This is a genomic window from Propioniciclava sp., from assembly GCF_047602245.1.
In the GTDB taxonomy this organism is placed as follows: Bacteria; Actinomycetota; Actinomycetes; order Propionibacteriales; family Propionibacteriaceae; genus Propioniciclava.
The window spans coordinates 117950-140040 of the sequence record NZ_JASGHT010000001.1; the positions used below are offsets into that span (position 1 = coordinate 117950).

Consider the following 22091-nt stretch of genomic DNA (forward strand, 5'->3'; position numbering starts at 1 on the left):
GTGGGCATTCGGGCAATCAGGAGGAGCAACTGAAATGGGCGGACTTCGTTGGGGCATCCTCGGCCTGGGCGGCATCGCGCACGCCTTCGCGCACGACGTGAACGCGGTCGGCTCGACCTTGCAGGCCGTCGGGTCACGTGCCCAAGACAAGGCGGACGCCTTCGCGACCCAGTACGGCGCCGCCCGCGGCTACGCCCGCTATGAGGATCTCGCCGCTGATCCAGACGTGGACGCGATCTACATCGCGACCCCGCACCCGTGGCACGCCGCCAACGCCGAGTTGGCCCTGCGCGCAGGCAAGCACGTGCTGATCGAGAAGCCGCTCGCCCTCAACGCCGACCAGGCCCGCCGCGTCCGCGACCTCGCCCGCGAGACCGGCCTGTTCGCCATGGAGGCGATGCGGACGCGCTGGATGCCGCACACGGTCCGGATCCGCGAACTCATCGCCGGCGGCGCGCTCGGCACGGTTCGCTCGCTGGTCGCCGACCACAGCCAGTTGCTCGATCCCGATCCGGGCAAGCGGCTGCGCAATCCCGGGCTCGGCGGCGGCGCCCTGCTCGACCTGGGCATCTACAACCTGGCCTTCGCCTCCGACCTGTTCGGTGACCCGGCCACGGTCACGGCGTCCGCGCGGATGACCGATACCGGCGTGGACGCCGAAACATCGATGCTGCTCAGCTACGCCGGCGGCGTCCAGGCGCTGCTACACACCGCGCTCGACCTGCGCGGGCCGAACACCGCGATCATCCTGGGCACGCAGGCCCGCATCGAGGTGGCGGCCAGCTTCTACGCCTCATCGAAGTTCCGGCTGATCGACCCACACGACCGCATCCTGGAAGACTTCGACCAGCCCTACGCGCACCACGGCAAGGAGTTCGAGATCTGGGAGGTCGAACGCTGCGTCGCCGCCGGCCTCACCGAGAGCCCGCGGATGGCACTCGATGAAACCGTCCGCATCCACGAGACCATGGACGCCATCCGCGCCCAGATCGGCCTGCGCTACCCGCAGGAGTGACGCCGGCACCCATCGAGGCCGGCCTCGGTGCCGGATGGTTCGCCCTCGTCATGCACCAGGCGATGCTCATCCGGTCAGCATCCGATGAACGCACCTGCCGCGGCCGCGACCACCGGAGCACATGAGGGCCACCCCAGGGGGCGCACGCGCCGTCGCGGCGCAGTAGGCTGAGCGAACGTTTGTTTTGCAGCAAAGGAATGTGGGTGCGATGGTGACTTCGGACACGGTGAACGTGGAGATCGAGCACGGAGAGTGGTGGTGGGGCGGTGCGGCCGCCGATGGCACCTTGATGCCGTTCGGGCGCGAGACTTCGCATCATCGCGACCTCGCCCGCAATGCCGGGCTCGTGAACGATCCCGCGGACGCCTCCAATCAGTCGGCGCCGGTCCTGATCTCCAGTCACGGCCGCGTCATCGCGTCCGATCAGCCGTTCACCTTCACCATCGAGGACGGCCAACTGCGCGCCGAGGGCACCGGCGTCCAGACCGCAACCGCCGATGTGGCCACGCTTCGCGGCGCCTATCGCGAGGCCGTGCGCCGGTTCATGCCGGCCTCGGGCCGGACGCCGGCGCCGGAACTGTTCGAGGGCCCGCAGTACAACACCTGGATCGAGCTGCCCTACACCCCCACCCAGCAGGGCGTGCTCGACTATGCCCGCAGGATCCTCGCCGCCGGGTTCCCGCCCGGCGTGCTGATGATCGACGACCTGTGGGCCGCCGACTACGGGGATTGGCGGTTCGAGGCCGGGCGGTTCCCCGATCCGCGGGCGATGGTCGACGAACTCCACCGTCTCGGTTTCCGGGTGATGGTGTGGGTGGTGCCGTTCATCAGCCCCGACAACGCGGTCTATCGCGCACTCGAGCGCCGCGACCTGCTCTTGCGCGGCGCCGACGGCGAGATCGTGGTCCGGCGCTGGTGGAACGGCTGGTCGGCGGTGCTCGACCTGACCTTCGCACCGGCATGCGACTGGTGGGCCGACACCCTGCGCGCGCTGCAGGCCGAGACCGGTGTCGACGGGTTCAAGTTCGACGCCGGTGATCTGCGCGATTACCGCGACGACGATCAGGGCCGTGGCGGCATCGGGCGTATCGCGCAGACGGCCGCGTATGCCCGCTTCGGTGAGCAGTTCGCGTTCAACGAGTTCCGCGCCTCCTGGCGGGCCGGCGGGCTTGGCCTGGCCCAGCGGCTGCACGACAAGCCGCCCACCTGGGACGCCGCCGGGCTGGGCTCGCTGATCCCCGAAGGCATCGCGCAAAGCCTGACCGGGCACGCCTTCAACTGCCCGGACATGATCGGCGGCGGCGATCTGGCCCAGTTCGAGCCGGGTGCCGCGGTCGACGTCGAGCAGTTCGTTCGCTATGCCCAGTGCGCGGCACTGTTCCCGATGATGCAGTTCTCCCTCAACCCGGCGCGGGTTCTGGATGAGGAGGCGCTCGCCGCGGTGAAGGCGGCCGTGGCGCTGCGGCAGGCACTGGTTCCCGAGATCCTGGCGCTGGTCGCGCACGCCGCACGCACCGGCGAGCCGATCCTGCGCCCGCTGGCCTACCACGACCCGGGAACCGAGCAGGTCACCGATCAGTTCCTGCTCGGGAAGGATGTTCTGGTCGCGCCGGTCCTGGAGCGCGGCGCCACCCATCGGCAGGTTGTGCTTCCGCACGGCCGATGGGCGCCGCTCGGCACCGGCATGCCCGACGGCCAGGTCGTCGAGGTCACGGGAGACCCCGTCACGCTCACCCTCGACGTGACCCTCGCCTCGCTCCCGGCCTGGCGCCGCATCCACGGCTAAGGACCAAGAAAAGGTCGTTCTCAGATGGGTCACCGATGCCCATTCGGGCCAGGGCTCAGCGATGGTCGTTATAAGGGGTGCTTTCCACTCTCATAACGACAATCTCTGAGCCCACACGCCGTCGTCAGCCGATCACCTGCCTGAGAACGACCATTGCTGAGCCCGAACTGGGCAGGCGGCACTCACCACCTGCGAGAAGCGCCGCCTGCCCGGAACGGGGCCAGGCCGCTCAGCGGCGACGCAGGTGAACGAGGATCACCTGCTCGGGATCGAGGTCGGGGAAGCGCAGCCCGACGGTGCTCAGCACCGAGCCGGGCAGCGTGACGCCGTCGAACCACCACGCCCACGACTCGGGCGAGCGCTGCCGGCGCCGCACCGCCGAGCCGACGCCCTCGGGCAGCAGTTCCTCCAACCGGTAGGTCGCGGCCTCGTCGAGCCCGGGCAGGCGCATCGCCTGCGGCGGGCGCACCGCCGAGGTGGCCACGCGCACCAGCGCGTAGACCGCTTCCGCTCCGTCCTGGGCGACGACGCCCCGGATCCGCCAGCCGGGGTCGGTGAGGTCGCCGTGCACCACCCGGCCGGTGTGCAGCAACGGCCGCAACCGCTTGTGCAGCGCCACCCAGGCGGCGAGCTCGCGGCGCTCGGCATCGGAGGCCTCCAAGAGGTTCCACTCGATGCCCATGTGCGAGAACAGGGCGGTCGAGGCCCGCAGGCTCAGGTTCAGGGTGCGGCCGGTGGTGTGCGAGGTGGTGGAGGCCACATGCGACCCGACCAGTTCCGGCGGCAGCAGCAGCGAGGTGCCGGCCTCGATCAACTGGCGCTCCAGCGGGTCGATGCAGTCCGATCCCCACACCCGCACGGCATGCTCCATCACGCCGAGATCGATGCGCCCGCCACCGCTGGAGCAGGATTCGATCTCCAGGCCCGGGTGCTCGGCGAGCAGGGCATCCATCAGCCGGTAGGTCGCCTGCGCCTGCGCGTGGTAGGCGGGCCGTCCGGTCAGCGGTGACACCGCCTCGTTGAGGTCGCGGTTGAAGTCCCATTTCAGGAAGTCGATCCGCACATCGGCGAGCACCTGCAGCAATTGCGAGCGGACATGCTCGAAGGCCGCAGGGTTGGTCAGGTCGATCACCTGCTGCATCCGCTCCTCCTGCGGGCGGCGCGTGCGCGGCGACAAGATCCATTCGGGATGGGCGCGGGCGGCCTCGGAATCGGGGTTGATCATCTCGGGCTCGACCCACAGGCCGAACTCCATGCCGCGGGCGCGGACGGCGTCCGCCAGCGGGGCCAGGCCCTCGGGCCACGCCTCGGGCGAGACGACCCAGTCGCCGAGGCCGGCGGTGTCGTCGCGCCGGTCGCCGAACCAGCCGTCGTCGAGCACGAATCGTTCCGCACCGGCGTCGGCGGCCACGTCGACCAGCCGCAGCAGCTTGGGCAGCGAGTGGTCGAAGTAGACCGCCTCCCAGGCGTTGAAGGTGACCGGGCGCGGTGTCGATGGGTGGGCCGGGCGCGAGCGCAGGAAGTCGTGGATGCGGGCGGCGGCCTGGTCGAGTCCTTCGCCCCAGGTGGCCACGATCCATGGCGTCGCGTAGGACTCCGCGTGACCGAGCACGACCTCGCCGGGCATGAGCAGTTCGCCGCCGAGCAGCGCCTGCGGGCCGAGCACGGCGCGCTCGGCGACGGTGCGGACGTTGCCCGACCAGGCCACGTGCAGGTAGTGCACCATTCCGCGGTTCCAGCCGGTTCCGGTCTCGCAGGTGCCGTGGACGGTAGAGGCCATCAGCGCGCGGGTGGCCCGCGTCGTCCGCTCATGGGTGCCGATAGTGAACTCGTGGAAGGCAGTGTCGCGCTCGCGCAGGTGGTGCCCGGACTGGTCCAGCACCAGGGTCTCGCTCGGCGGGGTCGGCAGCGCGAGCAGCAGCGAGTCGACGCCGTATCCGTCCTCGCCGCGATTGGTGAGTGTGGCGCGCAGCCGCAGCAGCCCGGACGCCTCCAGCTCGATGTCGAGGGCCAGATCGAGGCAGGCCTCGGCGTCGTGCGCCAGCACGCGCACCCCGGACGCCGCGCCGTCGGTCCCTTCGTAGGCCACGATGTCGATGCCGATGGGCGCGAACGACGAGAACTGCCCCAGGCCGCCTCGTGAGCCGGTCAGTCCGGGCGTGCCGACCCAGCCTTCGGCCTGCTGCGGCACCAGCGACAGGCGCAGCGGGATGTCGGGGCTTCCCGAGACCACTCCCCCGACGCCGGCGGACGCCCAGGCGTCCAGGTCGGCGGGAGTCAGGGCGCCGAGGTCGGCCCCCCAGTGCAGCACCTCGGGCAGCGAGTCGGGTTCGGTGTGCAGGAAGACCGAGGTGCCTCCCCGGCGCAGCAGGACGTTGTGGGCGGCGAGGATCGGATCCGGTCCGCCGGCCTCACCGATCGTCTGGTGGGTCGACATCGAAGGTCTCCTTCGGAGGGTAGAGGTGGGCGATCAGCTCCCCGCAGGGTGGAGCGCGGCGTCCAACCCTAGCGCGGATAAAACTTCACTCCAAAGCTAACCGGTGGCCGGATGGAGCTTGACCACACATTACCTTCGTGCCAAAGTTTTCTTACTTTACCAACGGAGGTAACTATGGCTACACGGCCAGCGTCGGCCGCGCCGATCGCTCGGAAGAGGTCGTGGGGAGATCTGAAGCTCGCTGCTGTCATGATCCTGCCCGCACTGATCGGCTTCCTTCTCTTCATGCTCTGGCCGACCATCAACGGCATCTGGCTGAGCTTCACCGACTACAACCTGCTCACCCCGGCGAACTTCGTCGGCTTCACCAACTACGAACGCATGTTCTCCGACCCGATCTTCTGGAACGCCGCCGGAGTCACCCTGCAGTACGTCGTGATCAACATCGGCGTCCAGACCGTGATGGCGCTGGTGATCGCGGTGCTGATGCACCGGCTCACCGAGTCCACCTTCGTACGCAGCGTCGTGCTGGCGCCGTACCTGGTCTCCAACGTGGTCGCCGCCTTGATCTTCTTGTGGATCCTCGACATGCAGCTCGGCATCGGCAACCAGATGATCGCCTCGCTCGGCCTGGACCGCATTCCGTTCCTGGGCCAGGAGTCCACCGTCATCCCGACGATCGCCCTGATCAACGTGTGGCGGCACATGGGCTACACCGCGCTGCTGATCTTCGCCGGCCTGCAGACGATCCCGAGCAGCGTCTACGAGGCGGCCCGCGTGGACGGCGCCAGCGAATGGCGGATGTTCTGGCGGATCACCATCCCGCTGCTGCGCCCGATCCTCGCGCTCGTGCTGATCATGACCATCATCGGTTCGTTCCAGGTCTTCGACACGGTCGCGGTCACCACGAACGGCGGCCCGGTGAACTCCTCACGCGTGCTGCAGCTCTACATCTACGAGATGGCCTTCGGCCGCTTCCAGTTCGGCTACGCCTCCGCGCTGTCGGTCGCGCTGCTGGCCATCCTGCTGATCGTCACCGCCCTCCAGTACCGGCTCAGCCGCGCCGGCGAGACCGACCTGAACTGAGGAATCATGAGCTCCACACCCACAGCAGTTACCCCCGGCGGCGCCGGGGCGCCCGTGAAGGCCGAGCGGCGGATCAACTGGGGCCGCATCGCCGGCTGGACCGCGATGGCCATCATCATGCTGGTCACCTTGTTCCCCTTCTACTGGATGTTGCGCACCGCGCTGTCCTCCAACGCCGCCCTGTACGCGGGCGCCACCTCCTGGCTGCCGGTCGACTTCAACCTGGGCGGCTTCGAGCGCGTGTTCGGCATGCAGACCGGCGAAGAGGCGATCGCGGCCGGAGGGTCCGGCCAGGCGATCGATTTCTGGCGGTTCCTGATCAACAGCGTCATCGTCGCCACCCTGGTCACCGTCGGGCAGGTGTTCTTCTCCGCGAGCGCCGCCTACGCGTTCGCCCGCCTGCACTGGCCCGGCCGCAACTTCTTCTTCGGCCTGTTCCTGGCGGGCCTGATGGTGCCGGCCATCTTCACCTTCCTGCCGAACTTCGTGCTGATCAAGCAGCTCGGCCTGATCGACACCCTGCTCGGCATCGCGCTGCCCGGCATGCTGATGACCCCGTTCGCGGTGTTCTTCCTGCGCCAGTTCTTCATGAACGTGCCGGTCGAGCTCGAAGAGGCCGCGCGCCTGGACGGCACCTCGAAGCTGGGCGTCTTCTTCCGGCTGATCCTGCCGATGTCGTCCGCACCCCTGGCGACGCTGTCGCTGCTGACCTACATCGGCTCCTGGAACGACTACTTCTGGCCGCTGATGGTGAGCTACACCGACAATTCCCGGCTGCTCACCGTCGGGCTGGGCGTGTTCCGGGCGCAGTCGCCGCAGACCGGCCCCGACTGGGCGGGCCTGATGGCCGCCACCTTGGTGGCCGCGCTCCCGATGCTGGTGCTGTTCATGTTCAGCGCCAAGCGCATCGTCAACTCCATCGGCTTCAGCGGAATCAAGTGAGGACCACCATGAGGAAGACACTCACCGCGCTCGGCTCGGGGCTGCTCGCGGCCGCGGTGCTGGCCACCGGGTGCACCAGCAACACCCCGGCACCCGGCCCGGGATCGTCCGACGCCATCGACTACTGGCTGTGGGATTCGGCCCAGCAGCCGGGCTACCAGCAGTGCGCGGACGCCTTCGAGGCCCAGGGCGGCAAGAAGGTGCGCATCACCCAGTACGGCTGGGGCGACTACTGGAGCAAGCTGACCGCGGGCTTCATTGCCGACCAGGCCCCGGACGTGTTCACCAACCACCTGGCCAAGTACGCCCAGTTCGTCGACCTCGGCGTCCTGTTGCCGCTGGACGAGCTGGACGCGACCAAGGGCATCACCGATGACGAGTTCGCCTACGGCCTGGCCGAGTTGTGGAAGGGCCCGGACGGGCATCGCTATGGCACCCCCAAGGACTGGGACACCGTCGGCTACTTCTACGACGCCAAGGTGACCGACGCCGCGGGCGTCACCGCCCAGCAGCTGGCCACCATGGAGTGGAATCCGGTCGACGGCGGCAGCTTCGAGAAGATCATCGCCCACCTCACCGTCGACGTGAACGGCGTCCGGGGCGATGAGCCGGGCTTCGACAAGAACCGGATCAAGGTCTACGGGCTGTCCGCCGAGGGCGGCGGTGGCGAGAATCTCGGCCAGACCCAGTGGGGCCCCTACACCGGTTCGCTCGGCAACTGGCAGCCGCTGGACAAGAACCCGTGGGGTTCGAAGTACAACCTCGACGATCCGCGTTTCCAGGAGGCGATCAGCTGGTACTTCGGCCTGGCCGAGAAGGGCTATATGCCCAAGTACGGCCAGTTCAGCAAGGACACCGGCGGCTACCAGCAGGTCGCCGCGGGCCAGGCGGTGCTGGGCCTGTCCGGGTCGTGGATGATCTCCTCCTTCCAGGGCCTCAAGGACATTGACCTGAAGATCGCGCCCACCCCGATCGGCCCCTCGGGGCAGCGGTCCAGCCCGTTCAACGGCCTGGCCGATTCGGTGACCCGCTTCGCCGACGACAAGGAGGCAGCCGCCGAGTGGGTGGCCTTCATGGCCAGCGACGCCTGCCAGGTGATGATCGGCGAGGCGGGCGTGGTGTTCCCGGCTCGTGACGCCGGCACCCAGGCGTCCTTGAAGGCGCGCCAGGCCGCCGGTCTCGACGTCTCTGCGTTCACGGTTCACCTCGACGAGGGCACCACCCAGACGCTGGCGGTCACCACGAATGCGGCCGACATCGCCGGTCTCACCGGGCCGACCTTCGAGGCGATCTACATCGGCCAGCAGCCGGTCGGTTCGCTGACCGACCTGAACAAACAGGTCAACCGGCTGCTCGAGCTGGCCTCGCGCGGCTAGCGGCACGAAGGTGGGGTCCAGGGCTGCCATAATCGGGGACGTGAGCCTCGCAGAGCTGGACCCTACCTCCCGTCTGCTCGTCGAGACAGTTCTGCGGCACGGCCCGATCTCCCGGGCCGCCATGACGAGGCGGACGGGGCTGAGTTCGGGCTCGCTGACCCGCGTCACCGCACCACTGGTCGGCGCCGGAATCCTGAAAGAGGGCGCGTCGCGGCGCGCCCGGGTCGGACGGCCGGCCCTGCCGCTGGAGGCGGTCGACTCGGCGGCCCGGTTCGTGGGCGTGAAGGTGGTTCCCGGCCGGCTGTACGCCGTTCTGGCCGGCCTGTGCGGCGTCGTGCACGGCTCGGCGGTCGAGGACGCCGACACCTCGTCGGTCGAGTCGACCGCCGCGGCCATCGCCGGGCTGCTCGACCAGCGCGCGGGCACCTGGACGCCGGAGGCACTGGGCGTCTCGATCGCCGGCGCGGTCGACCCGTTCGGCACCGTCCGCGCCGCCCGCCTGCTCGGCTGGAGCGGCGGCAACATCACCGGCGCGGTCACCACCGCCACCGGCCTGTCCTGCGCGGCCGCCAACGACGTGGACGCCCTCACCCTGGCCGAGCACTGGTTCGGCCGCGGCCGCGGCGCGCACAACTTCGTCGTCCTCACCGTCGGGGTCGGCGTGGGCGCGGGCGCCGTCGTGGAGGACCGCCTCCTGCTCGGGCATCAGGGCTCGGCGGGCATGCTCGGCGCCGCGTGGGCCAGTGACGGACGCCGCTTCCGCGAGATGCTGGCCACCGAGCCGCTGCTTGAGCGCGCCTGCGCCGCGGCCGGGCGTCCGCTGACCGAAGCCGACCTGCGCGGTGACGACCCGGTGGTGGGCGGCGTCCTCGACGAGGCGGCCGAGGCCCTCGGCGAACTGGTCGGGCTGGCCAAGCTCGCCTGGGGCCCGGAGCGGGTGCTGATCACCGGCGACGGGATCGCGCCCTTCGTGCCACGGCTGCCCGCGATCCAGCGCGGCCTGGAGCGGCACCGCTACTACGACATCGAACCGCCCGAGGTGCAGATGGGCGACACCCTCGATTTCCTCAGCTGGGCCCGTGGCGGCGCGGCCTTGGCGATCCGCGCCAGCCTGCAGCTGCGTTAGCCGGCGATCACACCGCCGCCGATGGGGCGGATCGACAGCACCTGGCAGGCGCCCTCACCGAGCACAGCGTCCATACCGGCCTTGAAGGCGTCCGCGGACTCCACCGGAACATAGGCCTGCACGGTGCCGGCGAAGCCGCCGCCGTGCACGCGCACCGCTCCCCTGCCGTCCAGCAGCCGCTGGGCGAGCGCGATGGTGATGCCCACGGCCTGCTGGGCCGGGTGCGAGGCCGCGTACAGGTTCTGCAGGTGGGTGGCCGACGAGATGCCCGACGCCGTGACGAGCCCGAGGAAGTCACCGAAACGCCCCTGCGCGAGTGCGGCCGCCTGTTGTGGCACCCGCGCGTTGTCCTCGAAGAAGTGGATGGCTCGCAGCGCGGCGCGGTCACCGGCCTTCCGGCGCACCTCGTCCAGGCGCGCCCAGAAGGCGTCCGGGTCGACCTGGCTCAGATACTCGGCGCCGAAGCAGGCCGCCGCCGCGCGCATCTCGGCGGTGATCGCGGAGTACTCGTCGGTCAGGTCGGCGTGGTCGGCGCCCGAATCGATGATGCACAGCACGTGCCCGGCGGCCGCCAGGTCGACCTCGACCCGGTTGAAGACCGGCGCGGCCGGATCGGCGAAATCGATGTGGACCACCCCGCCGACCGAACAGGCCATCTGGTCCATCAGCCCGCTCGGCTTGCCGAAGAACACGTTCTCGGCGTACTGGCCGATCTGCGCCAGCTCCACCGCGGAGAGTTCGCCGCCGCAGAACAGGTGGTTGAGCGCAACCCCGATCAGGATCTCGTAGGAGGCCGAGGACGACAGCCCCGAGCCCCCGGGAACGCTGGAGACCACGCACAACGACGCCCCGGCCAGCGGGAAGCCACGATCGGTGAGCGCGCGGGCGACCCCGCGCACCAGGGATTCCGAGGAGCCATGCTCGGCGGGGTTCGGTTCCAGGTCGCCGAGACGGACCACGACCTCGGGGTAGCCCTCGGAACGGACCCGGATCTCGTCGGTGCCGTTGGGCCCGCCGCAGGCGATCATGTCGACACTGACCGAGCCAGCGAGCACCTGGCCGTGCTGATGGTCGGTGTGGTTGCCGCCCATCTCGGTGCGGCCCGCGGCGGTGAACAGCGCGGCCGGCAATCCCGGGAACTCATCGGCGAACCGGACGGCAAGACCGGTCAGCCGGGCACGGGCGGCGGCCAGCGCCGGGCCGGCGACCGCGTAGATCTGCGCGATGCGCGCATCGAGATCGCCCGCGTTCAGGCGGTCGACCAACTCCTGGGATTCCATGGCACCTCTCCTTTGACGAACCGGGAACACGCTCGTAATGTTTACGTTAACATACACCTCGGGCTTGAGCTCGGTTTGCCACGAAGCTGGTGAGCGAACCGCGCGCGGCGCAGTCGCCGCGCATCCCCGCCTCACCCCGACCGACAGCATCCGAACAGGAGCACTCAATGACCAGCGTGCTGATGGAGCAGGACCTCCTGCTCAACGCGCAGTGGTACGACTACGTCCCCATCGTCATCTACTTCGCCTTCGTCCTGGGCGTCGGCTTCGTCATGAAGGCGAAGGCCAAGTCCTCCGACGAATTCCTCACTGGCGGGCGCTCGATGCCCGCCTGGGTCACCGGCATCGCCTTCGTCTCGGCCAACCTCGGCGCCGTCGAGATCATGGGCATGTCCGCCAACGGCGCCCAATACGGCATGCCGACCTTCCACTACTTCTGGGTCGGCGCCGTCCCGGCAATGATCTTCCTCGGCCTGGTGATGATGCCGTTCTACTACGGCTCGAAGGTCCGCTCGGTGCCCGAGTTCATGTTCAAACGATTCGGCACCACCGCGCACCTGATCAACTCGCTAAGCTTCGCCCTGGCCCAGCTGCTGATCGCCGGCATCAACCTGTTCCTGCTCGGCAAGATCATCAACTGGCTGCTCGGCTGGCCGCTGTGGCTGGCCCTGGTGGTCGCCGCCGTGATCGTGTTCACCTACATCACCCTCGGCGGCCTGGCCGCGGCGATCTACAACGAGGTGCTGCAGTTCTTCGTCATCGTGGCCGCGCTGCTGCCGCTCACCCTGATCGGCCTGCATCGCACCGGCGGCTGGAGCGGCCTGAAGGCGCAGATCACCGAGAACGCGGTGAGTTCCGGCACCGATCCGGCGCTCCAGTTGAACTCCTGGCCGGGCCTGCTGCTGTCCGGCTTCGACTCCCCGGTGATGTCGGTGGTCGGCATCGTCTTCGGCCTCGGCTTCGTGCTCTCCTTCGGCTACTGGACGACCAACTTCGTCGAGGTGCAGCGCGCCATGGCGTCCGACTCGATCTCGGCGGCGCAGAAGACGCCGATCATCGGCACCTTCGTGAAGATGTTCGTGCCTTTCCTGGTGATCATCCCCGGCATGATCGCCGGCGTGCTGGTCAGCGAGGTCGCCGAGGCCAAGAACGCCGGCGAGTCGTTCGAGTACAACAACGCCATCCTGCTGCTGATGCGCGACATCCTGCCCGACGGCCTGCTCGGCCTGGCCATCACCGGCCTGCTGGCCTCCTTCATGGCCGGCATGGCGGCCAACATCTCCGCCTTCAACACCGTGTTCACCGTCGACCTGTACGAGCGTTACTTCAAGCCGGGCCAGTCCGACGACACCTACCTGCGGGTCGGCAAGCTGTCCACGCTGGCGGCGTCCATCATCGCGATCTTCACCGCGTTGATCGCCTCTCAGTACAACAACTTGATGGACTACCTGCAGCAGTTGTTCTCCATGTTCAACGCGCCGCTGTTCGCCACCTTCATCGTCGGTATGTTCTGGAAGAAGGCCACCCCGGCCGCGGGCTGGATGGGCCTGGCGGCCGGCACCCTGGGCGCCCTGGCGATCAACGTGCTGATGTGGACCGGCTCGCTCTCGCTGCCCGGCCAGGGCGGTGCGTTCCTGGCCGCCTCGACGGCGTTCGTGGTGGACGTGGTGGTCACCATCATCGCCTCGCAGTTCACTCGTCCCAAGCCGGAGGCGGAACTCCGCGGCTTCGTCTACTCGCTCACGCCCAAGTCCGAGCGCACCGATCCCCAGCTGCACCAGCTGCCCGCGTGGCGGCGCCCGATTCCGCTGGGCATCGCCGCGTCCGTGCTGGTCATCGCCCTCAACGTGGTCTTCCACTAGGCCAGGAAGGAATCCGACATGCCTGACACCACCCAGACCCGGCCCGCGAAGGCCGACCTCACCGACATCCGCGTCATCATCGGTGCCGCGCTCGGCCTCATCGGCCTGTTCCTGCTGATCGTCGCGTTCACCGCCACCGGTCCCGAACAGCTCGCCAAGACCGGCGGCATCAACGGCAACCTCTGGTCGGGCCTCGGCCTGCTCGTGGTGGCCGTCGTGATGGCGATCTGGTGGCGGGTCAACCCCACCGGCGGCGCCTCCGGCGGCGGCCACTGACAGGCCACCGGCCATGACCGATCCGAGGTGGGGGTGCGGCCCGCGCCCTCACCTCGGCGGCCCTAGACTGGCCTCAGCAGCGGTGCGGAGGGGCAGGAGGGTGATGGCGAGCCGGAAGCGACCATCCATGGGCGATGTCGCGCGTCTGGCCGGCGTATCGACCCAGACCGTCTCCCGGGTGGTCAACGGCGAGCCCTACGTCACCGAACCGAAGAAGGACGCCGTCCTCGCCGCGATGCGCGAACTCGGGTACCGCCCCAACGCCGCCGCCCGCGCCATGAAGCGCGGCGACTTCAAGACCATCGGCGTCCTCTACCGCACCCTGCGCTCGGTGGGGAACCGCAAGGCGCTCGAGGGCATCGTGGACGCCGCGGCCGCGCACGGCTATTCCACCGTCCTCATTCCCACCACGACCACGCGATCCTCCTACCCCCCGGGCGCACTGGAGCAGTCCTCGATCGACGTGGCCATCGTGATCGTGTCCTCCTCCCTCGGCGGCGACGTCGAGGTGCCCCCCTATCTGCCCGTGCCCACCGTCGTGCTCAGTTCGGGGGCCCCCGAGCGGGCGTCCTCGGTCAGCATCGACGAAACCTCCGGCGCACGCGAGGTGGTCGCCCACCTGCTCGGGCTCGGCCATCGCACCGTGCACCACCTCGCCGGTCCCGAACGGTCGATCCCCGCTCGCGCCCGCGAGAACGCCTGGCGTGAGGCGCTGATCGAAGCCGGGTGCCCGGTGCCGGAGGTGGTGCGCGGCGACTGGAGCGCCGAGTCCGGCTACGAGGCGACCCGGGCCCTGCTGGCCACGCAACGCCCGACCGCGCTGTTCGCCGGCAATGACCAGATGGCCTTGGGCGCCTACCGGGCGCTGTTCGAGGCGGGCCTGCGCATTCCCGAGGACGTCTCGGTCGTCGGCTGCGACAACATCGACGAGTCGGTCTCGTTCCCACCGCCGCTGACCACCCTGCTGATGGACTGGGACCTCATCGGCCGCCAGGCCCTGCAGGCCGCGCTCGGCATGCTGGATGATCCCACCCCGTCCACGCTGACCATTCCCTCGACGCTCATCGTCCGCGCCTCGACCGGCCCCGCGCCCGCGCCGTGAGCCCCCACCACCCGAAGGACTTCTGATGACCCGTTCCGTCTCCGGCCACGCGATTCCGCTCGCGGCGGGCCGCTACACCGCCACCGTGCTCACCGTCGGCGCCGCGCTCGGCTCGCTCACCCATGACGGCCACGACCTGGTGATGCCCAGCCCGGTCGGCGAACTCTCCGACGCCTTCCTCGGCAAGACCCTGGTGCCGTGGCCCAACCGGATCGCCGGCGGCCGCTACTCCTGGGCCGGCCAGGAGCACCAGCTGCCGGTCAACGACGTCGCCAACGGCGCCGCCCTGCACGGGCTGGTGGCCTGGGTCGAGTGGGAGGTGGTGCGGGCATCACAGGCCGAGGTCATCCTCAGCACCTTCATCGCGCCGCGCCCGGGCTATGAGTGGGCGCTGGAATGCACCGTCGGCTATCACCTCGGCACCGACGGCCTCGGCGTCACGATCGAGACCCGCAATATCGGTGCGGCCCCCGCGCCCTACGGCGTCTCCTCGCACCCCTACGTCTGCCTCGCGGCTGGCCCGCGGACGCCTACGAACTCACCCTGCCCGCCACGCTGGCCTACACCATGGACGAGCACCAGACCCCGGTCACGACGCTGCCCGTCGCCGAGCGCGGCCTCGACTTCCGGACGCCGCGCGTGGTGGGTGACACGGTGCTCGACGACGCCTTCACCGGCTTCCCCGACGGGGAATGGACCCTCACCGTCCGCGAGCCCGGCTCGGGTCTCGCCGTCGAACTGATCAGCGACGCCCGCTACGCGCAGGTCTATTCCGGCGACGGGATGAACCGGGCGGCCCTGGCCGTCGAGCCGATGAGTTGCGCGCCGGACGCCTTCAACTCCGGCGACGGGCTGGTGATGCTCGTGCCCGGAATGAGCCACCGGTTCGACTACCGGCTCCGCGTGCCCGGTCCGCGCAGCGGCGTCCGCTGAGGCTCAGCGCTTCCGGTACAGGTTGCGGGTCTGGTAGACCGGCTCGCTGGTGACGTTGACGCCGAGGCTACGGAAGATGCCCTCGTCGACCGGGCCCAGAATGACGGTGGTGTGCACGTCGCAGCCGCGCAGGTGACGCAGCTCGTCCAGCACCGCCTTGGCGCTCGGGTTGGCGTTGGCGCTCACCGACAACGCGATCAGCACCTCGTCGGTGTGCAGCCGCGGGTTCTGCGAACCCAGATGCTCGGTCTTCAGGGTCTGGATCGGCTGGATCGTCTCGGGCGCGAGCAGCTTGAGCTTGTCGGGAATCCCGGCCAGCGCCTTGAGGGCGTTCAGCAGCACCGCCGAGGAGCTGCCGAGCAGCGCCGAGGTCTTGCCGGTCACGATCCGTCCATCGGGCAGTTGCAGCGCCGCCGCGGGCGCCTTGGTGCGCTTCTCCACCTCCAGGGCGGGGGCCACCACCGGTCGGTCGTGGGTGGAGACGCCCAACTGGCTCATCAGCAGCGCGATCCGGTCCGACACCACCGGGTCGAGGGCGTCCTTGCGTTCGTGCACCAGCGCCTTGTAGTAGCGCCGGATCACCTCCTGCTGGGACGCCTCGCGGCACACCTGGTCGTCGGCGATCGCCAGCCCGGCCATGTTGACGCCCATGTCGGTCGGCGACTGGTACGGCGAGGAGCCGGTGAGCCGCTCGAACAGCAGGTTGAGCACGGGGAAGATCTCGACATCCCGGTTGTAGTTGACCGCGCTCTCGCCGTAGGCGGACAGGTGGAACGGGTCGATCATGTTGACGTCGTCCAGGTCGGCGGTGGCCGCCTCGTAGGCGACGTTCACCGGATGATCCAGCGGCAGGTTCCAGATCGGGAAGGTCTCGTATTTGGCGTAGCCCGAGCGGATTCCGCGCTGGTGGTCATGGTAGAGCTGCGACAGGCAGGTGGCCATCTTGCCGCTGCCCGGGCCGGGCGCGGTGACCACGACCAGGTCGCGGGTGGTCTCGACGTACTCGTTGCGGCCGTAGCCGGCGTCGCTGACGATGTGCGCCACGTCGTGCGGGTAGCCCTTGATCGGGAAGTGCCGAAACACCTGCAGCCCGAGCCGCTCCAGCTTGCGCTTGAACGTCTTGGCCTGGCGGTTGTCGTCGGTCATGTGCGAGATCACCACGCTGCCCACGTACAGCCCGTAGGAGCGGAACGCGTCGATCAGCCGCAGCACGTCCGCGTCATAGGGAATGCCCAGGTCGGCACGCACCTTGTTACGGGCCAGATCCTTGGCGCTGACCACCATCACGACCTCGACCTCATCGGCCATCGACGACAACATCACGATCTTGTTGTCGGGGGTGAAGCCGGGCAGCACCCGGGAGGCGTGCATATCGTCGAACAGCTTGCCGCCGAACTCGAGGTAAAGCTTGCCGCCGAACTGGCACCGGCGCTCCGCGATCTGTTCGGACTGCATCGCCAGGTACTTCTCGCCATCGAACCCGATCCGATGCATGCCAGCCCATTCCCCCTTCGCCGCGACCCGATCGCGGCGCTCATCCGACGCCGAGGATCATAGCGGCGCCCGGCATGCGTGCCCGACACTCCCCCAAACCGTGGCCCGCCCGCTACGGTCGGGGGGTGAGCAGCACACCCGCACAGTCCTCCGGACAACACCCCACCGACGATCCGGCCCCGGCGATCAGTTTCGACGAGCAGCGGTTCGCCGCGCGCCCGGCCAAGCTGCGCCCGCGCGCCCGCCGCAGCAAGGCCTCGGCGTCCGACGAGCGGGTGCCCAAGCCGTTCGAGGCGGACGGCCGCAACCGCGCCTACGTCGACTGGCTGGTCGAGCAGTCGATGCTCGCCGACGCCACCGTGGTGTCACGGCAGCTCACCGGCCACCACCTGATGTGGGCGAACGCGTTCGCCGCCCCCAACCCACGCTCGGCCCTGGAGCAGGCATCGGTCTGGTACACCGCCTACCCGCTGTCGTTGATCACCGCGCCGGGACAGTCGTTCCTGGGTGCGCTCGGCTCCGAAGACCTGTGGCGGGCGTTCGAGGCGATCGGCATCGATGCGATCCACACCGGCCCGGTCAAGCTGGCCGGTGGGCTGTCGGGCTGGGAGGCCACCCCGTCCATCGACGGCCACTTCGACCGGATCTCGATGGCGATCGACCCGCTGTTCGGCACCGAGGACGAGTTCCGCGCGATGTGCGCCAGCGCCGCCTCCTACGGGGGCACCATCATCGACGACATCGTGCCCGGGCACACCGGCAAGGGCGCCGACTTCCGGCTCGCCGAACTCAACTACCAGGACTATCCGGGCATCTACCACATGGTCGACATCCCGATGGACGCCTGGCATCTGCTGCCCGAGGTGCCCGAGGGCGCCGACTCGGTCAACCTGTCCCCGGACGCCGAACGCGCGCTCGCCGAGCAGGGCTACATCATCGGCGAACTGCAGCGGGTGATGTTCTACGAGCCGGGCGTGAAGGAGACCAACTGGTCGGCCACCCCGCCGATCCGCGACCATCGCGGCGTGCTGCGCCGCTGGGTCTACCTGCACTACTTCAAGGAGGGACAGCCGTCGATCAACTGGCTCGACCCGACCTTCGCGGGCATGCGCCTGGTCATCGGCGACGCGCTGCATTCGCTGCTCGACCTCGGCTCGGGCGGGCTGCGCCTGGACGCCAACGGATTCCTGGGCGTGGAGAAGTCGCTCGACCAGTCGCCGGCCTGGTCGGAGGGGCATCCGCTGTCGCAGGCCGCCAACCAGTTCATCGGCTCGATGGTGCGCAAGGTGGGCTGTTTCACCTTCCAGGAGCTCAACCTCACGATCGACGACATCGCCGCCACCGGCGCGGTCGGCCCCGACCTGTCCTACGACTTCGTCACCCGGCCCGCCTACCACGTGGCACTGTGCACCGGGGACACGGAGTTCCTCCGGCTCACCCTGCGCGAGGCGATGAAGATCGGCGTCGACCAGGCGTCCCTGGTGCATGCGCTGCAGAACCACGACGAGCTCACCTACGAGCTGGTGCACTTCGCCACCCGGCACGCCGACGAGGACTACACCTTCGGCGGGGAGACGATGAAGGGCCGCGATCTCGCCGAGCACATCCGGGCGACCCTGCGCGCCCGGCTCACCGGCGACGCCGGGCCGTACAACGCCACCTTCACCCAGAACGGCATCGCGTCCACCACCGCGTCCGTCATCGCCGCCAGCCTCGGCATCACCGACCTGGCCGCGATCACCCCCGCCGATCGCCGGCGCATCATGGACGCCCACCTGCTGCTGTGCATGTACAACGCGCTGCAGCCCGGCGTGTTCGCGCTCTCGGGCTGGGATCTGGTCGGAGCACTGCCGCTGGACCGTGCCCAGGTGAAGACGCTGATCAAGGACGGCGACACCCGCTGGATCGAACGCGGCGGCTACGACCTGCTCGGCGTCGCACCGGAGGCCACCAAGTCGGCCTCGGGCATGCCGCGCGCGGTCGCGCTCTACGGGTCGCTGCCCGACCAGCTCGGACGCCGCGACTCCTTCGCGCGCCGGCTCGCCCGCATCCTGCGGCTACGCAAGGACAACGGCATCCACACGGCCACGCTCGTCGACATCCCTGAGGTCGCCTACCGCAGCCTGCTCGTGCTGGTGAACCGGCTGGCCGATGGCACCACGCAGGTCACCGTGCTCAACTTCTCCGAGGAACGGCTGTCGGCGCGCGTGCAGAGCCCGGCCATCCCGGCCGGACAGGTCATCGACCTGGCCACCCGGCGTCCGATCGGCCAGGTGGACGACCTGGGCGGCTTCGAGGTCGACCTGCCGCCATTCGGCGGGCTCGCGCTCGTGGTGCGCGAAGCCGGCCAGCCGGACGCCGCCCAGGAGTAGCGGTGGCTGGCGACCAGGTCATACCACGCGGACGACGAACGACAAGCCCCCGAGTCTGGCGCCCGTGGCGTCAGTCTCGATCACGTCAAACGCGTGCAATCGACCCACCTCGTCATCCGATGCGACCGCGAAGGAAACCACCCCGTAGTTGGTGAGTCCCAGAAGCGACGGACGCAAGGGCTGCCAATCAGGGAATCCCGGCGTTGACCAGTCACCGTCGCCACGTCCGCTCAGAAGGTCGTCAGGCGACCCTCTTGACGGGCCGATATCCGACAGCGCGCGCACGCCAAGTTCGGCCAACGGCATAGTCGCGGGCAGACCTCCCTCGCAGCCGCCCATGCGGACCAGCGCCTGCCTGTCCGTCTCGAAGGTTGTCTCCACCACTGTCAACGACCGCGGGCCATCCCCGATCCGTGGATGTGCCAGCTTGAAGCGGAATGATCGGCGCTCGCCCGCCTGAACCTCAAGGACCTGGATGTTCCGCTGAGCCACGTGACGATCGCCGACGACATCGAAGATGGTCGGGTCACGGACGGCGTCCAACGGCGCATACAGGGAGACCCGCGCCACCAGGCAGCGGTGTCCACTGTCGGACGGCAACGGCGTCCACGGCAGCCAAACGTCGGCTGTGGAGTACGCCTGCACCGTCACGAATTCGTCGCCGATCAGCGTGGCGGTGGCCGGGGTGATGTGGGTCGTGGGCGTCACGACGAAGACCTCGACGTAGGCGTCCACAGCGGGCTGCCCACCGCCGTTGGTGACGGTTACTTTCACGCGATTCTGAACCAGTGGCTCCGCCTCACCTCCGAGAATGCCACCTGGCCGCTCGATCGCGATGTCGGGGCTGGCCCAGAAGGCCAGGTTGGGGGGTAACGGCTCGCTGCCGTCGTCAGCTGGGTTTGTCCGAATGTAGAGGTGTGTGGTTGCGTCGAACGGCCGATCGTCACGTTCCCCATGATCATGATGCTGCATGAGAGTCTCCGTCCTCGATATGGCTGGGTCAGATGTAGTCGACGTCAACGGGGTTCTGTGCGTCGATATCTGGAGTCCGCGCACGCCACGCCTTCCACCCGTGCCCACGATCGGCGTCGAGATTGAAATCCGGGAGATTATCAATATGGTCGCTGATCAACCGCGCACTAAAGGCCGGAATGCTCCCGAACTGATGAGAATCCCAGGTCTGCTCATCGATCCAGTGCGTGAAGGCCGCTCCCGTACCGTACGGGGCCTTGGCCCAATAAAGGTCCTCCACCTGGGCATTCCAGTGATGAAAGCCCCGTAGAACGATATCAGGAGGCCGCCCCCAGAATGGGGCAGGCGCCAACTCGGCAGCGGGGTACTCTTGAGGCGTTCCCGGATAGACAAGGTGATGATACGAAGGCCCAAAGAGCCCGTGCGATCCCCGCTTAAGCGGATACTTGTTGAAATCAGGCCGAGGCCCCCCGGTCAAGTGAGCCGAGGCTGTATTGATGAACGCCGTCCCAAACGGCACCCGCGCGAAGTCGCGGGGTTCTGGCGACAGGTACGCACCAAGCACTAGCAGAAATCGACCTTCCTCGTATATCTCCCACACATACTTCTGCACCTGGTAAAGTAGCCATTTCACGGTCTGCAATGCAACCGAAATCGGCAAAGACAAAATCGCTGGAATGTGTGACAGCGTCCACGTGATCACATACACGAACGCTTCGACAAGCCAGCCAATGAAGGCGGCAATCGCGGCAAAAATGTCCAAGATACCGCCACCATTCCCGCTATTTCCCGCGCCCGGGATCGACGGGAACCCATTGATGAAGTCCTTGATCAAGTTCCCCGCCGCCGACAACGGCGGCGCCACCGGAGTGGGCTTACGGGCCGTGCCGATGGACGTCGAACGCTCGAACCACATCAACCACAGCCGATATGTCGTGTCGAGATCGGTCGCACTGAGCATCGGGGGAACGTCCGGTCCGGTGTACACACTGTTCGCCGCTTTGGTGATCAGGCGCGTGAGTTTCGGCGGGAGCTGAGCCCCCGGGAATTCGCAAAGTCGGTAGTAGTAACTTCCCGAGATAGCATCCGAGACATAGGTGTCGCGCCCACCGAGGCGAAGGCAGGACTTGACCTGAGAAGAGTCGGGGATGGTTAGGCGCGCGTACGCATCGATCCAGTTCTCTACGAGATGATGCCTATGCCAATGTGACCTATAGGGACCGCCGACGATCGCGTTGACGAATGGATGGCCCGCAACATCGGCTCCGATGTGACTAGCATAGCCGAGCGCATAACGCATGAGATCATCGTCACCCTGCGCCAATCTCCACATTTCAGACGCGAACCTACCCGTCCTGCGATAGTGCCAGGTATCAAACCAATACCAGGAATTTTCAGGCTCCCCCTTTTGAATTTTGGGGTAGAATCCGTAGAAAAGATCCACATTCTTGGTGGCAATCACAGCCAATTGGTTGACAAACGTCGACGCGAGCAGGTTTCCCGTCTGGCCGATCTGATCGATCAATCCACCGAGCACCACCTGATCGACCGCCTTCACCGCGTCCTCAATGGCCTGCTCGACCGGCTCGACGACGGCTTCGTAGAACGAGATTAAGGGTTCGAGAGCATCGTATACACCGAACAGAAAATTCGCAAACTCGTCTGCAGGCGTGCCATACTCCTTGAGAGAGAACACTAGAAAGTCCGGCCCTTGTGAACCAAAATAGGCGTAGGGGCTACACGGATCCTTCTCGAGGAGGCTCGCGAGTTCGCTCCCTCGGTGCCCCCCGAGTTCGCGCAGGTAGACAGGCAACATTCCTACATTTTGCAGATGCACAATAGGTCCCGGCACGGTGATCTCCTCACATTCACCCAGGCGCAAATTCCGCGTTTGAAAGCCATAGTCAGACCACCCCATCGTGTGCGTCAAGAGGGCATACGTCCCCCCTGTCGGAATTGCCCGTCGCCTCGCGCGACCCGATCCTGCCCCTCCCCACCGAAGTCAGGGGTGTCATCAAAGTCGTGTTGTAGG

Annotated in this window: 16 protein-coding genes and 1 pseudogene; 12 read left to right on the forward strand and 5 right to left on the reverse strand. The window is 68.0% G+C overall.

Annotated elements, in window-relative coordinates; genetic code table 11:
• Positions 1-34 precede the first annotated feature (34 nt).
• Both QM708_RS00595 and QM708_RS00600 read left to right on the forward strand, forming a co-directional pair.
• Complete coding sequence (locus tag QM708_RS00595; protein ID WP_415103370.1) at positions 35-1015, forward strand: Gfo/Idh/MocA family protein; 981 nt, start codon at positions 35-37, stop codon at positions 1013-1015.
• A gap of 208 nt (positions 1016-1223) precedes the next feature.
• Positions 1224-2801, forward strand: a complete 1578-nt coding sequence (locus QM708_RS00600; protein ID WP_415103372.1) for a glycoside hydrolase family 31 protein — start codon at positions 1224-1226, stop codon at positions 2799-2801.
• A gap of 229 nt (positions 2802-3030) precedes the next feature.
• On the opposite strand, the gene QM708_RS00605 is transcribed toward QM708_RS00600, so the two are convergent.
• Positions 3031-5238 carry an alpha-galactosidase gene (locus QM708_RS00605; RefSeq protein WP_415103374.1) on the reverse strand — a complete coding sequence of 736 codons (2208 nt, stop codon included), beginning with the start codon at positions 5236-5238 and terminating at the stop codon, positions 3031-3033.
• 249 nt (positions 5239-5487) lie between these two features.
• Here QM708_RS00605 and QM708_RS00610 point away from each other — a divergent pair, with 249 nt between their 5' ends.
• The 4 genes from QM708_RS00610 to QM708_RS00625 are packed head-to-tail and all read left to right on the forward strand — an operon-like array spanning position 5488 to position 9768.
• Entirely contained in the window at positions 5488-6324 is an 837-nt protein-coding gene (locus QM708_RS00610) for a carbohydrate ABC transporter permease (protein WP_415103376.1), read from the forward strand.
• A 6-nt stretch (positions 6325-6330) separates the two neighbouring features.
• Positions 6331-7266: a carbohydrate ABC transporter permease gene (locus QM708_RS00615; RefSeq protein WP_415103378.1), complete on the forward strand. Its 936-nt coding sequence runs from the start codon at positions 6331-6333 to the stop codon at positions 7264-7266.
• A gap of 8 nt (positions 7267-7274) precedes the next feature.
• Positions 7275-8642, forward strand: a complete 1368-nt coding sequence (locus tag QM708_RS00620; RefSeq protein ID WP_415103380.1) for an ABC transporter substrate-binding protein — start codon at positions 7275-7277, stop codon at positions 8640-8642.
• Positions 8643-8682: 40 nt separating this feature from the next.
• On the forward strand, positions 8683-9768 hold the full coding sequence (locus QM708_RS00625) for an ROK family protein (RefSeq protein ID WP_415103382.1): 1086 nt from the start codon (positions 8683-8685) through the stop codon (positions 9766-9768).
• On the opposite strand, the gene QM708_RS00630 is transcribed toward QM708_RS00625, so the two are convergent.
• Positions 9765-11048, reverse strand: a complete 1284-nt coding sequence (locus QM708_RS00630; protein WP_415103384.1) for a galactokinase — start codon at positions 11046-11048, stop codon at positions 9765-9767. The two genes, QM708_RS00625 and QM708_RS00630, sit on opposite strands and share 4 nt — an antisense overlap.
• A 182-nt stretch (positions 11049-11230) precedes the next feature.
• Here QM708_RS00630 and QM708_RS00635 point away from each other — a divergent pair, with 182 nt between their 5' ends.
• The 5 genes and pseudogenes from QM708_RS00635 to QM708_RS00655 all read left to right on the forward strand — a co-directional run bounded on the left by QM708_RS00635 (position 11231) and on the right by QM708_RS00655 (position 15221).
• Positions 11231-12910 carry a sodium:solute symporter family protein gene (locus tag QM708_RS00635; protein ID WP_415111190.1) on the forward strand — a complete coding sequence of 560 codons (1680 nt, stop codon included), beginning with the start codon at positions 11231-11233 and terminating at the stop codon, positions 12908-12910.
• An 18-nt stretch (positions 12911-12928) separates the two neighbouring features.
• Positions 12929-13186, forward strand: coding sequence for a cell division protein CrgA (locus tag QM708_RS00640; RefSeq protein ID WP_415103386.1), 258 nt, complete (start codon positions 12929-12931; stop codon positions 13184-13186).
• A 127-nt stretch (positions 13187-13313) separates the two neighbouring features.
• Entirely contained in the window at positions 13314-14288 is a 975-nt protein-coding gene (locus tag QM708_RS00645) for a LacI family DNA-binding transcriptional regulator (protein ID WP_415103388.1), read from the forward strand.
• Positions 14289-14313: 25 nt separating this feature from the next.
• Positions 14314-14784 (forward strand): annotated as a pseudogene (locus QM708_RS00650) (galactose mutarotase); the annotation flags it as partial.
• A gap of 71 nt (positions 14785-14855) precedes the next feature.
• Positions 14856-15221, forward strand: a complete 366-nt coding sequence (locus QM708_RS00655; RefSeq protein ID WP_415103390.1) for a hypothetical protein — start codon at positions 14856-14858, stop codon at positions 15219-15221.
• Positions 15222-15224: 3 nt separating this feature from the next.
• Here the strand turns inward: QM708_RS00655 and QM708_RS00660 are convergent, their stop codons facing one another.
• A complete protein-coding gene (locus QM708_RS00660) occupies positions 15225-16715 on the reverse strand; it encodes a DUF1846 domain-containing protein (RefSeq protein ID WP_415103392.1) in 1491 nt (496 codons plus the stop codon).
• 125 nt (positions 16716-16840) lie between these two features.
• Here QM708_RS00660 and treS point away from each other — a divergent pair, with 125 nt between their 5' ends.
• Positions 16841-19087: a maltose alpha-D-glucosyltransferase gene (gene treS, locus QM708_RS00665; protein WP_415103394.1), complete on the forward strand. Its 2247-nt coding sequence runs from the start codon at positions 16841-16843 to the stop codon at positions 19085-19087.
• Positions 19088-19105: 18 nt separating this feature from the next.
• On the opposite strand, the gene QM708_RS00670 is transcribed toward treS, so the two are convergent.
• Positions 19106-20059, reverse strand: a complete 954-nt coding sequence (locus QM708_RS00670; RefSeq protein WP_415103396.1) for a hypothetical protein — start codon at positions 20057-20059, stop codon at positions 19106-19108.
• 28 nt (positions 20060-20087) lie between these two features.
• Positions 20088-21911 (reverse strand): zinc dependent phospholipase C family protein, encoded by a 1824-nt coding sequence (locus QM708_RS00675; protein ID WP_415103398.1) that lies wholly within the window; start codon positions 21909-21911, stop codon positions 20088-20090.
• Between the last annotated feature and the right edge of the window lie 180 nt (positions 21912-22091).

Coding starts and splice junctions, on each gene's coding strand:
- QM708_RS00655 (WP_415103390.1), top strand. CDS start 14,856: ATGGACGAGCACCAGACCCCGGTCACGACGCTGCCCGTCGCCGAGCGC.
- QM708_RS00640 (WP_415103386.1), top strand. CDS start 12,929: ATGCCTGACACCACCCAGACCCGGCCCGCGAAGGCCGACCTCACCGAC.
- QM708_RS00595 (WP_415103370.1), top strand. CDS start 35: ATGGGCGGACTTCGTTGGGGCATCCTCGGCCTGGGCGGCATCGCGCAC.
- QM708_RS00610 (WP_415103376.1), top strand. CDS start 5,488: ATGATCCTGCCCGCACTGATCGGCTTCCTTCTCTTCATGCTCTGGCCG.
- QM708_RS00600 (WP_415103372.1), top strand. CDS start 1,224: ATGGTGACTTCGGACACGGTGAACGTGGAGATCGAGCACGGAGAGTGG.
- QM708_RS00645 (WP_415103388.1), top strand. CDS start 13,314: ATGGGCGATGTCGCGCGTCTGGCCGGCGTATCGACCCAGACCGTCTCC.
- QM708_RS00615 (WP_415103378.1), top strand. CDS start 6,331: ATGAGCTCCACACCCACAGCAGTTACCCCCGGCGGCGCCGGGGCGCCC.
- QM708_RS00605 (WP_415103374.1), bottom strand. CDS start 5,238: ATGTCGACCCACCAGACGATCGGTGAGGCCGGCGGACCGGATCCGATC.
- QM708_RS00670 (WP_415103396.1), bottom strand. CDS start 20,059: ATGCAGCATCATGATCATGGGGAACGTGACGATCGGCCGTTCGACGCA.
- QM708_RS00630 (WP_415103384.1), bottom strand. CDS start 11,048: ATGGAATCCCAGGAGTTGGTCGACCGCCTGAACGCGGGCGATCTCGAT.
- QM708_RS00660 (WP_415103392.1), bottom strand. CDS start 16,715: ATGCATCGGATCGGGTTCGATGGCGAGAAGTACCTGGCGATGCAGTCC.
- QM708_RS00620 (WP_415103380.1), top strand. CDS start 7,275: ATGAGGAAGACACTCACCGCGCTCGGCTCGGGGCTGCTCGCGGCCGCG.
- QM708_RS00635 (WP_415111190.1), top strand. CDS start 11,231: ATGGAGCAGGACCTCCTGCTCAACGCGCAGTGGTACGACTACGTCCCC.